This is a genomic window from Flavobacterium sp. CAU 1735, from assembly GCF_039888695.1.
Classification (GTDB): Bacteria; Bacteroidota; Bacteroidia; order Flavobacteriales; family Flavobacteriaceae; genus Flavobacterium.
On record NZ_JBDQQQ010000002.1, the window covers coordinates 47,445 to 60,890 of the forward strand.

At 38.6% G+C, this 13,446-nt stretch carries 17 protein-coding genes and 1 tRNA gene; 12 read left to right on the forward strand and 6 right to left on the reverse strand.

Annotated features, from left to right (window positions below):
* The first annotated feature begins 71 nt into the window (after positions 1-71).
* The 3 genes from AAFN64_RS07320 to AAFN64_RS07330 all read left to right on the forward strand — a co-directional run bounded on the left by AAFN64_RS07320 (position 72) and on the right by AAFN64_RS07330 (position 1,398).
* Positions 72-518: a GNAT family N-acetyltransferase gene (locus AAFN64_RS07320; RefSeq protein WP_347759952.1), complete on the forward strand. Its 447-nt coding sequence runs from the start codon at positions 72-74 to the stop codon at positions 516-518.
* A gap of 47 nt (positions 519-565) precedes the next feature.
* Positions 566-636, forward strand: a tRNA-Cys gene (locus AAFN64_RS07325).
* A gap of 30 nt (positions 637-666) precedes the next feature.
* On the forward strand, positions 667-1,398 hold the full coding sequence (locus AAFN64_RS07330) for a YggS family pyridoxal phosphate-dependent enzyme (protein WP_347759953.1): 732 nt from the start codon (positions 667-669) through the stop codon (positions 1,396-1,398).
* Positions 1,399-1,436: 38 nt separating this feature from the next.
* On the opposite strand, the gene AAFN64_RS07335 is transcribed toward AAFN64_RS07330, so the two are convergent.
* Complete coding sequence (locus AAFN64_RS07335) at positions 1,437-1,913, reverse strand: cupin domain-containing protein (RefSeq protein ID WP_347759954.1); 477 nt, start codon at positions 1,911-1,913, stop codon at positions 1,437-1,439.
* Between the two features lie 85 nt (positions 1,914-1,998).
* Between AAFN64_RS07335 and AAFN64_RS07340 the strand changes: the two genes are divergently transcribed.
* The 4 genes from AAFN64_RS07340 (at position 1,999) to AAFN64_RS07355 (ending at position 3,917) form a co-directional block, all read left to right on the forward strand.
* Complete coding sequence (locus AAFN64_RS07340; RefSeq protein ID WP_347759955.1) at positions 1,999-2,373, forward strand: helix-turn-helix domain-containing protein; 375 nt, start codon at positions 1,999-2,001, stop codon at positions 2,371-2,373.
* Between the two features lie 132 nt (positions 2,374-2,505).
* Positions 2,506-2,997, forward strand: a complete 492-nt coding sequence (locus AAFN64_RS07345) for a GNAT family N-acetyltransferase (protein ID WP_347759956.1) — start codon at positions 2,506-2,508, stop codon at positions 2,995-2,997.
* A 2-nt stretch (positions 2,998-2,999) separates the two neighbouring features.
* Positions 3,000-3,500: a MarR family transcriptional regulator gene (locus tag AAFN64_RS07350; protein ID WP_347759957.1), complete on the forward strand. Its 501-nt coding sequence runs from the start codon at positions 3,000-3,002 to the stop codon at positions 3,498-3,500.
* A 24-nt stretch (positions 3,501-3,524) separates the two neighbouring features.
* On the forward strand, positions 3,525-3,917 hold the full coding sequence (locus tag AAFN64_RS07355) for a DUF1398 family protein (RefSeq protein ID WP_347759958.1): 393 nt from the start codon (positions 3,525-3,527) through the stop codon (positions 3,915-3,917).
* On the opposite strand, the gene AAFN64_RS07360 is transcribed toward AAFN64_RS07355, so the two are convergent.
* Positions 3,914-4,666, reverse strand: coding sequence for a LuxR C-terminal-related transcriptional regulator (locus AAFN64_RS07360; RefSeq protein WP_347759959.1), 753 nt, complete (start codon positions 4,664-4,666; stop codon positions 3,914-3,916). The genes AAFN64_RS07355 and AAFN64_RS07360 overlap by 4 nt on opposite strands.
* A 273-nt stretch (positions 4,667-4,939) precedes the next feature.
* On the opposite strand from AAFN64_RS07360, the gene AAFN64_RS07365 reads away from it, so the two are divergent.
* From AAFN64_RS07365 to AAFN64_RS07385, 5 genes are all read left to right on the forward strand, one after another.
* The gene (locus AAFN64_RS07365; protein ID WP_300485048.1) at positions 4,940-5,302 is read left to right on the forward strand and encodes a hypothetical protein; all 363 of its coding nucleotides are present in this window, start codon (positions 4,940-4,942) and stop codon (positions 5,300-5,302) included.
* A gap of 72 nt (positions 5,303-5,374) precedes the next feature.
* Positions 5,375-6,127: an SDR family oxidoreductase gene (locus tag AAFN64_RS07370; RefSeq protein WP_347759960.1), complete on the forward strand. Its 753-nt coding sequence runs from the start codon at positions 5,375-5,377 to the stop codon at positions 6,125-6,127.
* 351 nt (positions 6,128-6,478) lie between these two features.
* Positions 6,479-7,234 (forward strand): HNH endonuclease, encoded by a 756-nt coding sequence (locus AAFN64_RS07375; RefSeq protein WP_347759961.1) that lies wholly within the window; start codon positions 6,479-6,481, stop codon positions 7,232-7,234.
* A gap of 74 nt (positions 7,235-7,308) precedes the next feature.
* Entirely contained in the window at positions 7,309-9,003 is a 1,695-nt protein-coding gene (gene ettA / locus AAFN64_RS07380) for an energy-dependent translational throttle protein EttA (RefSeq protein ID WP_300485045.1), read from the forward strand.
* Between the two features lie 63 nt (positions 9,004-9,066).
* Positions 9,067-9,516 (forward strand): hypothetical protein, encoded by a 450-nt coding sequence (locus AAFN64_RS07385; RefSeq protein WP_347759962.1) that lies wholly within the window; start codon positions 9,067-9,069, stop codon positions 9,514-9,516.
* Between the two features lie 132 nt (positions 9,517-9,648).
* On the opposite strand, the gene AAFN64_RS07390 is transcribed toward AAFN64_RS07385, so the two are convergent.
* The 4 genes from AAFN64_RS07390 to AAFN64_RS07405 form a co-directional block, all read right to left on the reverse strand.
* A complete protein-coding gene (locus AAFN64_RS07390) occupies positions 9,649-10,311 on the reverse strand; it encodes a class I SAM-dependent methyltransferase (RefSeq protein ID WP_347759963.1) in 663 nt (220 codons plus the stop codon).
* Between the two features lie 145 nt (positions 10,312-10,456).
* On the reverse strand, positions 10,457-12,448 hold the full coding sequence (locus tag AAFN64_RS07395; RefSeq protein ID WP_347759964.1) for a heavy metal translocating P-type ATPase: 1,992 nt from the start codon (positions 12,446-12,448) through the stop codon (positions 10,457-10,459).
* 37 nt (positions 12,449-12,485) lie between these two features.
* Positions 12,486-12,821: a cation transporter gene (locus tag AAFN64_RS07400; RefSeq protein ID WP_300485039.1), complete on the reverse strand. Its 336-nt coding sequence runs from the start codon at positions 12,819-12,821 to the stop codon at positions 12,486-12,488.
* A 17-nt stretch (positions 12,822-12,838) separates the two neighbouring features.
* On the reverse strand, positions 12,839-13,441 hold the full coding sequence (locus AAFN64_RS07405) for an isoprenylcysteine carboxylmethyltransferase family protein (RefSeq protein WP_347759965.1): 603 nt from the start codon (positions 13,439-13,441) through the stop codon (positions 12,839-12,841).
* Positions 13,442-13,446: the final 5 nt, after the last annotated feature.

A 13,446-nucleotide genomic window follows, 5' to 3' on the forward strand; every position in this document is an offset into this window, starting at 1 on the left:
TAAACTGGATTACAAAGGTAGTCCTATTTAGAAATACTTTTGTCCTGTAAAATCAAAATAATTATAGGACTATGAATTACAAAATTAAAAAAGCGAGCCTGGAAGATCTGGACGAAGCGGCAGCTTTATTTGACCTTTATCGTGTTTTTTACCGACAGGAATCGGATGTCGAAAAAGGAAAAGCATTTCTAAAGGAACGTTTTTTAAACAGCGAATCGGATATTTTTCTGGTAGTGGTTAACGAAAAAGCCGTCGGATTTGTACAGCTTTATAAGTTATTCCATTACACAAAATTGCAAAAACAATGGTTATTAAGCGATTTGTTTGTGCATCCGGATTATAGAGGAAAAGGTTTGTCGGTCGCTTTAATTGATCGCAGTAAGCAATGGTGTGCCGAAACCGGTGCCTGTGGATTGATGCTGGAAACTGAAAAAACCAATGCTATCGGAAACAAACTTTATCCGCGATGTGGTTTTGAATACGATGGACTGCATAATTACTACCATTGGTGGCACTAAAATTCAAAACGGCAAATTACAATGGTTTGCCGTTTTCATAAAACAAAGGCCGGATAGCCGAGTGGTTAGGCGAAGGGGCGCAAAACCTTATACAATGGTTCGAATCCATTTCCGGCCTCAATAGATACTACGTAATGTAAATCAGAATATGGAAAAACAAATCCTGACCAATCTGGAAGAAATAATCGATCGGATAAAAAAAGCGGCAGTTAAATGCAAACGGGATCCAGCCGAAATCCGTTTGTTATTGGCTACGAAAACAGTACCGGCCAATCGGATTAAAGTGGCATTAGAAGCCGGACAAACGGTAATAGGGGAAAATAAAGTACAGGAAATCAAAGAGAAATACGCGGATTTAAAAGCCATTCCGCATACAAACCATTTTATTGGACACTTACAAACCAATAAAATTAAAGACATTTTAAAATACGATATTTCCTGTATTCAATCGTTGGATCGTTTGGATTTAGCGGTAAAATTACACCAGCGTTTGTTGTTTGAAAAGAAAACAATGGAAGTACTGATTCAGGTCAATACTTCCATGGAAGAGAGCAAATTTGGTGTTTCTCCGGACAAAGCAATAGACTTGGTACAAGAAGTAGCACAATTCGAAACCTTACAAATAAAAGGATTAATGACGATCGGATTGTTTAGTGCCGAAACCGAAAAAGTCCGACAGTGTTTCCGTATACTCAAACAAGTGCAGGAACAAATTAAGGCTTTGAAACTACCCAATGTCGAAATGAAAGAACTTTCGATGGGAATGAGTGGTGATTTGGAAATTGCAATCGAAGAAGGCGCGACCATCGTTAGAGTAGGCACAGCCATCTTCGGACAACGGATTTATCCTGACAGTTATTATTGGAATGAAAATAGTTAGTTGATACCTGACAGGTTTCTAAAACCTGTCAGGTATGATTATGAATCAGTTTTCGCATCAATCAGGATCGCCAATTGGATACAAGGCTGATCCGAACGGTTGCTCCACGCATGATTCGTTCCTTTCTGAATTACGATATCACCGGGTTTTAATACCGTTTCGCCTTCTTCCATAATCAGATACAGCTCTCCGGAAAGAATAATAATATAATCCAAGGTATCGGTTTGATGCATCAGCGGATGCGGTTCTCCCGGATGAACGGTAAGCCCCAGAGCACTATCGGGCGGAATGGTAACATAACGGAAATAGGTTCCATTTTTAGGTGTTTGCGGAAATGCGGTATTCGGAATAAGGACTTCATTGTCCAGACGAGCAGGCATTTCCTGCGTATTCCAGATATCCGAAATAATAAGTCCTTTAAAATGTTCAACGGCATTCTGAACTGTCTGATCTTCAATAATCGTGGATTTTCCGTCTTTTATTCCGGTAACCACGCGTCGGGGTATGGTTTGCATAGAATGTTTTTTGGTAAAAATAAAACGGAAATACTATAAATTTGTTACTAGTTAACTTTACGTAACTAGTTACCCGGAAGAAACTATGACACAAATAAAAGATCAGGGCATACTACGCGAAACCAGCTGTAGCGAAGAGCTTTTTGCCATTCGGGATAGTCTGGAAATCCTCGGCGGAAAATGGAAATTGTTAATTTTGATTTACCTGAAAAACCGACAGGATAAGTTGGTTCATTTTAAAATGATGGAACGCGGAATTCAGGGGATATCAACTAAAATGTTGAGCAAAGAATTAAAGGAACTCGAAATAAACGAATTGGTTACCCGAACGATTCAGGATACGCGTCCGATTACCGTGACCTATGCGTTGACAGACTATGGAAAATCGGTTATTCTGGTTATTGAAGCCTTGGTGCAATGGGGTTTTGATCATAGGATGATGATTAAAAAAACACGATAAATTTTATTGGTTTATATGTTGAAACCTGACAGGTCTCAAAGACCTGTCAGGTTTTGTGATATTTTGAAATGTTAAAGTTTTTGTATTTATGTATTCAACTACGTAGTTTTGTCTTGTAAATATAAAACAACTATGAAAATTAGCATTCAACCCATCGGAAATGAATACTCGACTGCGGCAATAGACCTGATTTTAAGTATTCAGCAAAAAGAGTTTAACGTCCCGATTACAATAGAAGATCAACCCGATTTGCTACAAATAGAAGCCTTTTATTATCAGGGTGGTGGTGCTTTTTGGGGTGCTTTTCACAACGGCGAACTCTTAGGGACTATTGCTTTGATCAAGTATGCCGATCAGGAAGGAGCGATTCGGAAAATGTTTGTCAAAAAAGAATTTCGTGGAAAAGAATACGGTATCGCCCAACAATTACTCGATATTTTAATAGCCTATTGTCGTAAAAACGGAATACAACACCTGTATCTGGGAACGATTACGATTTTGGAAGCCGCACTGCGTTTCTACGAAAAGAATAACTTTGTACGGATTGAAAAAAAGGACTTACCGGATGCTTTTCCGTTAATGAGTGCCGATAATGTATTTTGCCATTTAAATCTTGACAAATAGCCATGAATATAATTGATGAATCCGGAATATTAGCCATTTCGACAAGGTTACAACGCCTTAGTGAACAACTTCGTAAAGATGGAGCGCAGGTTTATAAGGCCTATGGAATCGCATTTGAACCGAAATGGTTTCCTGTGATTTATACTTTGTACCATAAAGAAATGCTAAGCGTAGTAGAAATCGCAAATGAGATTGGGTATACACATCCGTCTACGATTAGTCTACTAAAAGAACTCGAAAAACAAAAACTGATTCGTTCCGTAAAAGATAAAGAAGACGAACGCAAACGTCGTATACTGTTAACATCCAAAGGATTGGGACTAATCGAACAGATGAAACCCGTATGGGAGGTTATTCGTATCGCTTTAAACGAAATCGCAGACAACCAAAATGCATTGTTGGCGGCGATTACCGAAGCCGAAAATAAAATTGCAACCCAAAGTTTTCTACAGCGCGCCTTACAATTAAAGCAGGAACAGGATGCCAAAACTATCGGAAAATAGTATATTTGAGTATCTAAAAATAGTATGATGTTTACACTGGAACAGATTAAAACGGCACATGCAAAAGTAAAATCGGGTGCTGATTTCCCGAATTATATTCAAGATCTGATTGGGTTGGGAGTGGTTTTTTATGAAACGTATGTTTCCGATGGACACACTACTTATTACGGCGCCAATGATTACCAAATAAGCGCGGCTCCGGTGTATGAAACGCTTATAATTGCTCCGGAGACTAATCTTCTTGTCTTTAAAAAAGAGTTAAAAGCACATCAACAGGGGCAAACCGACTACCTGACTTTTTGTGCGGATTGTGCCCGTTCGGGTATAGCAAAATGGACTATGGATATGCAAAAGAAAACCTGTACGTATTACGATCGGTCTGGTAAGGAAATGTTGGTCGAAAAAATACCGGGTTAAATCCAGCCTTCACGAATCGCTTTTGAACCGAGCTCTACCAGACTTTTACAAGCCGATTTAGCCATAATATTTTTGCGGTGCGTATTGACCGTATGTATCGAAATGTTGAGTAAATCGGCAATTTCACAAGTGTTTTTTCCAGTAATGATCAATTCTAAAATCTGCCGTTCCCGTTTGGTAAAAAGAGCGTTGGAAAACGGTTGTTTGGTTTGTTGACCGACAGCATTAAAATAGGAGGGTTCTCCGTCCAATCCGATAAAAGAAAGTCCCGAAGGAATCGCATCGGTTTTTATATGGGAAATATCCGTTTGTATTCCCAATACGCGAATGACCGATCCTTTTTCATCACTTTGAATGGTGATCGTTTGCATCAGTATCCATTTGTACGAACCATCGGCGCATCGCAAACGGTAATCATAACTCACCTTGTATTTTAAAACCTTATCCGGTGGTAAAGCATTAAAAAATGCGGTGACTTGTTGTTCGTACCTCATAAAACGATTCAGATCGTCCGGATGAATATTTGTTAGAATATAATCGACGTTAAAGTCAGCTGTACAAGCAATTCCCAATACCTTTTTTACAGCATCGCTAACGAATTCAATTTCTACATGGGGTAGGTTTACAATATAATAGTAAAAATCGCCTATATGGAAGATGTTTAATAACTTTTTATAGACTTCCAATTCAAAAGAAGGCGGTGTATTGCCGTCGTGATACCGGGCAATCTGATGCCAGGTCTTTTTCATCGTATTGAACTTGAGCAACTCCATAATCAGGAAAATAGTATGTAAATATAAATAAAATTCTCAATTTGAGAACTTGAAAATCACTACTACTAGCGATTTCATGGTTACGTTATTTGAGATATATTAGAGATTAAATTCAGTGTAACGGTTTGTTTTACTGATTTTTGCCCTAAAGATATGATTCAGAACCGAAGACAGTACTGTACTCGTAGAAAAATTAAGTATTGGGGCGTTTTGCGTATAAAATTATAGTAACCATAAAACCATTAGACTATGAAACCATTACTACTAAAAACCGTGTGTTTACTTTTCTTCACATTGGTTCCATTTAAAATGCAGTCTCAAACGTACAACCAGTACTATGCTACAGTTGATGTATTAAATTCAGCCGGAGGAAATCCACATGATTTTATTTTTTCGTATGATGTCGTTAACGGAGTACATACGTGTGCCAACAATTTTGAGATCGTCAATAATCTAAACGTACCGACGAGTTTTAATTTCAGGATTTATATTAATAAAGCGCTTATTTATACCGGAAACGTAGCTTTAGTGGCTTACGGACGGGTATTTTTTAATGATGCCTATGTCAACTGCTATTCGTCGACTTTTCCGGTAGAGGTACAGGTATTTTAATAAACCGCAAGATTCGGGTTTTAAAAAGGAGGCGGATTATCAATTTTTGCAGGGTAATTAAAAATAAAAACCATGCAGCGATTTCAAAACAAATTTGCATTGATAACCGGCGGAACCAATGGTATGGGACTAGCCACCGCGTGTCAGTGTATAGCCGAAGGCGGACAGGTGATCATTACCGGGCGTAGTGCCGAGACAGTAAATAAAGCCGTCGCATTATTAGGGCAAAACTGTCACGGTATTGTATCCAATGCGGGCAATATGCAGGACCTGATGCAATTGCAACAACAGGTATATAGCTATACCGATACTCTTGATCTGGTCTTTTTAAATGCCGGTTACGGTCGGTTTGCGACTATCGAACAGGCCGATGAGGTTCATTTTGACGAGTTGTTTGATATGTTGGTGAAAGGGCCTTTTTTTACCGTACAACAACTCTTGCCGTTATTGCAACCGGGAAGCAGTATTGTTTTTAATACTTCTTTTGTGACGGAAGTAGGAATGGCTAATTTTTCGGTGTATTCCGCGGCAAAATCGGCGGTACAATCGTTTATTAAAACCTTTGCAGCCGAATTAACAGCTAAAGGGATTCGCGTAAACGGGATCAGTCCCGGTCATATTAAGACCAATATTTATAGCAATACAGGACTTACAGCCGAGCAGATTGAAAGTGCTGTAACATCCTTAATCCCGACGATTCCGTTTCAACGACAGGGTGAACCTTCGGAAATTGCCAAGGCGGTACTATTTCTCGCTTCAGAAGAAGCCTCCTATATTCATGGAACAGAACTAAAAGTGGATGCCGGTATTTCGGTAATCCGTTAAAAAAATGGTGACTATTAGGTCACCGTTTTTTATGTTGGCGTATATAAGCTGTTGTTATTCCTGAAGCTTTTAAAGGGTTTGGGTTATTTTTTTTGTTTGTTTTTCGTTGTTGAATCATCTTAACGATTCTCGCGCGATAGAATCATGATAGTATTTATGATCCTACAAGAATAGTATTTTTAGGGATTTTATAAATGTATATTATTTAAGATGCTATTTTATTTAGTAATATAATGTTTTATAAAGTAATAATCTAAATAATGCTATTTTTTGTATGTTTAACAAATCAATAGTTATAAAAATAATACTTAAGTACTATAGAAAACCTTTATAGGTTCAATTCTGTCCCCCATGAAAAAAACGCGTAGTCCCAAATGGCATAGAGATGAATTAATTTTGACGCTTAATCTTTATTTTGATCAAAATTCAGGGTCTTTTGTGAGTGACAATCCTAAAATAATAGCGTTGTCAAAAACTTTAAATAAGTTACCGATTCATCCTAAAGAGGTAAAAGCAGAGAGTTTTCGGAATTCAAATGGTGTCGCAATGAAGTTAAGTAATTTTACTGCGATTGATCCTTCTAAAACAGCTAAAGGGCTTCAAAGTTATTCTAAACTGGATGAAAAAACTTTTTTTGAGTTTTGTGATAAGTTAGATGAACTTGAAAGAATTTCATCTATAATTGAATATTCACTTCAAGAAGTTGAAGTTTTAAAAGAGTTAAATAAAATTGAAGATGAAGATAGTGATATTATTAATGAAGCATTTGAAGGAGAAATAATATATAAATTACATAAATCAAGAGAACGAAACTCGAAATTAATTGAATCAAAAAAGAGAGACGTTCTCAAAAAGACAGGGAAATTGGAATGTGAAATTTGTAGTTTTGATTTTTATAAGACATATGGAGAGGTAGGAAAGGGCTTTATAGAATGCCATCATATAAAACAACTTTCAACTTATCACGTCTCTCAAAAAACGAAAAGTGAAGATTTGGCATTAGTTTGTTCTAATTGTCATAGAATGCTCCATAGAAATAGAAATGATATGTCTATAAAGACACTAAAAAATAAATTAAATTCAGATAAAATAAATACTAAACCATAAATCTTCCAGTAATTTTTATTCTATCGTATTTCACTTATATTTGCTGTCTGAACAGACACTAAACACATTTTGATATGTCAGACGATAAGAAAGTAATATTTTCGATGTCCCGGGTAAGTAAAACCTACTCGAGCACGAACAAACAGGTTTTAAAAGACATTTACCTGAGCTTTTTCTACGGAGCCAAAATTGGTATCCTGGGATTAAACGGTTCTGGTAAATCATCCTTATTAAAAATTATTGCCGGAGTAGATAAAAACTACCAGGGTGATGTTGTATTTGCACCGGGTTATACGGTTGGATATTTGGAGCAGGAACCGCAACTGGACGAAACCAAAACGGTTATTGAAATCGTACGCGAAGGAGTAGCCGAAACGGTTGCGATTCTGGACGAGTTTAACAAAATCAACGATATGTTCGGTTTACCGGAAGTATACGAAGATGCCGACAAGATGCAGAAGTTAATGGACCGTCAGGCTGAACTTCAGGACAAAATCGATGCGGTAGGCGCGTGGGAACTGGATACCAAACTGGAAATCGCAATGGATGCCTTACGTACGCCGGAACCGGATACCCCAATCAAAGTATTGTCCGGTGGAGAGCGTCGTCGTGTAGCTTTATGTCGTTTGTTATTACAACAGCCGGATGTATTGTTACTGGATGAGCCTACCAACCACCTGGATGCGGAAAGCGTACTGTGGTTGGAGCAACACTTACAACAATATGCCGGAACGGTAATTGCTGTAACCCACGACCGTTATTTCTTGGATAATGTAGCCGGATGGATTTTGGAGTTAGACCGCGGTGAAGGTATTCCGTGGAAAGGAAACTATTCGTCTTGGTTGGATCAGAAATCAAAACGTATGGAACAGGAAGAAAAAGTAGCTTCCAAACGTAGAAAAACATTAGAGCGCGAGCTTGACTGGGTGCGTCAGGGAGCCAAAGGGCGTCAGACAAAACAAAAAGCCCGTTTACAGAACTACGATAAATTATTAAACGAAGACCAAAAAGAACTGGATGAGAAACTGGAAATCTACATCCCGAATGGTCCGCGTTTGGGAACCAATGTAATCGAAGCGAAAAACGTTTCGAAAGCTTTTGGTGACAAACTATTATATGAAAACCTAAACTTTACCTTGCCACAAGCGGGAATCGTAGGAATTATTGGTCCGAATGGTGCCGGTAAATCAACGATCTTCCGAATGATCATGGGAGAAGAAGCACCGGATAATGGCGAATTTGTTATCGGAGACACGGCTAAAATCGCTTATGTCGATCAGTCGCACTCGAATATCGATCCGAATAAATCCATCTGGGAAAACTTCTGCGATGGTCAGGAATTGGTAATGATGGGTGGTCGTCAGGTAAACTCAAGAGCGTATTTGTCCCGATTTAACTTTGGTGGAAGTGATCAAAACAAAAAAGTGTCGACACTTTCCGGAGGAGAGCGTAACCGTTTGCATTTGGCGATGACTTTAAAAGAAGAAGGAAACGTATTGCTACTGGATGAGCCTACGAACGACTTGGATATCAACACGCTTCGTGCGTTGGAAGAAGGTTTGGAAAACTTCGCCGGATGTGCGGTAGTAATTTCCCACGACCGTTGGTTCCTGGACAGGATTTGTACGCATATCCTGGCTTTTGAAGGTGATTCGCAGGTCTATTTCTTCGAAGGAAGTTTCTCCGATTACGAAGAAAACAAAAAGAAACGTCTTGGTGGCGATTTAACACCAACCCGTATCAAATACAAAAAACTGATCCGAGGATAATTAAAAGAGGCTTTTCTAAGCCTCTTTTTTTATAAATGTCTCGTTCTGAAATAAGTTTATACAATGAGAATAATAGCAAAACAAATTTCAAATGACAATGCTAAAATAGTAATTGAGACAAATAGATTGGCATTAGTTACAACCATCGATCCATCAGAAGATATAAATCATTTGCCTCAAAAAGGGTATTTTGATTATCTAAATGGAGAATTAATCATGCTAGTCTCATTTGAAAACAAAATATACCTTTATTTTAATAATGAATTCCATTTTTTCAATAACGAGAATATTAAAGTTGACTATCAGGTTTTGGATAAAGAAGCATTACTTACTTTTTATAATAGTAGGGATGATAAAACGACAATAATTCGGTATTCGACGGAAGAAAAGGAACCGATTTCTACATTGTGGTATACAGAAGATGAAGAAGATTCGAATTTGGGACTATGGATATACAATGTTCTAAATAATCAGGAAAGAATTGAAATAATGCGCCAACATTATAGCGAATAATCATTAAAAAGAATAGAATAAGTTAAGCAAAAAAGAGGCAGTAGTTATGACATTATACTATAAGTTAAATGATCAACAAGTTTAATATAGCTTACTATTTAAGAATAACGTCAGGCATACAACCTCAATTTTCTAAGCCTCTTTTTTTATACAAACGGTTACCAGATCGGTACTTTCAAGCGGCTGACCGTTAACCGTCATTTTGGAATAATTATGCTGGTGTTCCTGTACAATTTCAAAACCGGCTTTTTCAAGTTGATCATTTAAAAAACCGGCATCGTATAACGCAAAGCCATCTTGGACAAAATCGAGCTGATATAGGACGTGTTTCGGACGATAACCGATATATAATTTTCCACCGGGTTTTAGAATGCGGAAAAGTACGCTCAGATAATTTTCCAATGGTTCCCAAAAATAAACCGTGTTTAATGCTATAACATGATCAAATTTATTATCGGGATAGGAACAGTTTATAATATCGCCGTATTCCGGGATTATAGATCCTACAGCAACAAACGAAGCGTTATTTTGCAAAGCTTCCTGATGCATTACTTCCGAATAGTCCATTCCGTAAAGGGTAATGGCTTTTCCGGGCACGAAATAAGCGGGAAAATGCATGCCGTTTCCGTAACCGATTTCTAATACGGTGTCGAGGTCGTTAAGGGGGAGTAACGTAAAAAGGTCGGTATACATCAGACGGTTGGAACGGTTCATATCGCGACCGATCGCAATTCCGTTTTCGCCATCCGGTTTTCGCAATTGTTTACCGGTTTCAATAGGAGATAAGGGTGTCATATAAATTCATTTAAAATGCGAAGGTATCGATCGGAATGTATACAACTGTTGTAGTATTTCGAGAAAGAGTTATACTATTTTACGATTGTTGCTAAAAAGTAACACCTGACAGGTTTTCAAAACCTGTCAGGTGTACTCTAAGAAGTTAAAACTTCATTTTTTGTATCCGAACGGCATTCAGAATCGCTAATAAAGCGACGCCAACGTCGGCAAATACGGCTTCCCACATGGTTGCGAGTCCGCCGGCACCAAGAATCAATACGACTGCTTTTACAATAAAGGCCATACCGATATTTTGCCATACGATTTGTTTGGTTTTTTTACCAATCGCAATTGCTGTATGAATTTTCGATGGTTGATCATTCTGAATGACGATATCGGCCGTTTCAATAGTCGCATCGCTACCCAGTCCGCCCATAGCAATACCGGCATCGGCCAACGCAATTACCGGAGCATCGTTAACACCATCGCCCACAAAAGCCAGTTTTAGGTTCCGATCTTTTAATTGTTGTACCTGACGTACTTTATCTTCCGGTAACAAATCGCCATAGGCCGTATCAATACGCAATTCGTTGGCTACAGCTGATACAACAGCTTGTTTATCACCCGATAGCATCACGGTTTGAATTCCCAGTTGGTGAAGATTAGCAATCGCCTGAGGCGCATCTTCCTTAATTTCATCCGAAATCAGAAAATAGCCGACATATTGTCCGTCTATGGCAACGGTAATAATAGTATAAGGTGTATTTTCAATAGCCGTATCGTAGGGAATCTTAAATTTTTGAAGCAATTTGACATTTCCGGCCAGAATGGTTTTACCATTTATACGACCTTTTAGTCCGTGTCCTGCAATTTCTTCCACTTCGGTTACCGGAATACCTTTTTCTCCACCATTTGCATACGCAATAATTGCCGTTCCTACCGGATGCGTAGAATGTGTTTCCAAAGCAGCGGTATAGTGTACCAGTTCTTGTTCCGTATAGCCCGAAGCAACTACCTCTTGTACCTTAAAAACACCTTTGGTTAATGTTCCGGTTTTGTCCATCACTACGGCCTGAATAGAAGCCATAGTGTCTAAAAACGTAGAGCCTTTAAACAATATTCCATTTTTACTGGCGGCACCAATTCCGCCGAAATAGCCCAATGGAATAGAGATAACCAAGGCACACGGACAGGAAACTACCAGAAATACGAGTGCGCGGTATAGCCAGTCGTTAAAATTATAATCGGAAACAAAGAGCATCGGTAACAGGCAAATTCCGATAGCCAGAAACACCACAATAGGGGTGTAGATATTCGCAAATTTACGGATAAACAATTCTGTTGGGGCTTTTTTGGCTGTTGCTTCCTGAACCATCTCCAAAATTTTGGACAATTTACTGTCGGTATATGCAGTTGTTACTTCGACCAAACCGGAAGTGTTGAGGTTGATCATTCCGGCTAGTACCGTGTCACCTTTGCGTTTGGTATCGGGTTTACTTTCGCCGGTTAAGGCGGCTGTATTAAAAGTAGCCGAATCTGATAGTAAAATACCGTCCAAGGCTACTTTTTCGCCCGGTTTTAGTTGGATAATTTCACCAATGGTTATGGTTGCTGCTTTTTTTGTTACCGGATTACCATCGACCATAACCGTTGCGGTGTCCGGTCTTTGATCCAATAAGGCTTTAATATTCGATTTAGCACGGGTTACGGCTAGTGTCTGGAACAGTTCACCGATTGCATAAAACAGCATTACGGCCACACCTTCGGGATATTCCCCGATATAGAAAGCCCCCAGTGTTGCGATCGACATCAGGAAAAATTCGGTAAAAAAGGCTCCGTTACGCATGTTTTGGATTGCTTCTTTTAGTACCGGCCAACCCACGGGTAAATAGGCCAGTAGGTACCAGCCAACGCGAACCCACCCGGTGAATATTGCGATAGGGAAATAGTTGTCTATTCCAATTGCGATCATTAGCAATACGAACGACAGGATTGCCGGTAGGAACATTTTCCATCCGGCAACCTCGTCGTGATTGTGATCGTGCCCATGATCATGGTCGTGATCATGGGTTTGTTTTTTTTGATTGTTTATTTTAGCATCAGCAGAACAGCAATCTGCGCCGTTGGTAGCGTGTTTGTGTGTTTCATTTTTCATAATACTTTCGGATTAGGAATAAATGATCATCCGTTTTTTATACTTTGCAGCAACCGTCTAAGGCTTCATAAGCTTTTGGATCGGCTTTAACATCGTCGGCATCATAACCCAGCTGACTAATAGCAGTTCGTATAGCGGAAAGATCTGTTTTTTTGGCGTTAAAAAATACGGTAATGGTCATTTCTTTTTCATTAAGTGCTACCATTTGTACCCCTTTCTGACGGATTAGTTTTTTTTCAAACAATTGTCCGCAGGTTTCACATTCTTTACAGTGATCACAGGTAATAGTCGTTTTGATAACGGCTTTTTGCGCTTGTGCATTGACTGTGAATGAAGTAAGCATCATAAAGGTAATTAAAAATAAAATTCTCATTTTCTTAAGGTTAGTGGTTATAAAAAACGTTTTACTTTTTGCGTGTATTTTGGATAATCTACCGGATGTTGCTTTGTCAGAAAGGCTTCCTCCAGTCGTACCTGTACTTGAATAATAAAATAAGTCGCCAATGTTGTGAAAAATGTCAAGGCATTGGGAACTATCATAAAAAGCCCCAAAACACTAATGATCATTCCTAAAAAGATAGGATTTCGGCTTATTCCGAAAATACCGTTGGTACGCAATTCGGTTTTATGTGTTTCATCTATACCGATTCTCCATGAATTTTGCATCTGATATTGTGCGATCATCACCCATAACAAGGCGATATGAATCAGGAATAGCCCGATAATTTTTAGATATTCGTTTTCAAGATAGGGTACCGGAACGGAATAATGATACAGTTTGCCACCAAAGGAAAAAAGTACTACTGCGACAAACAGTAGTACAATTAAAAATTTCATGACAAAACCGATATAATCATGGGCATTATCCCGATTCCCGAACGTTACCGGATTAATGCCGGTTTGTTTATACGTGCGATAGGTAGGAATCACAAATGTTACCAATAGATATAACAAAAGGTAAACGGGTAAATATATTTTTAAAAAGTTTTCCATCTTTT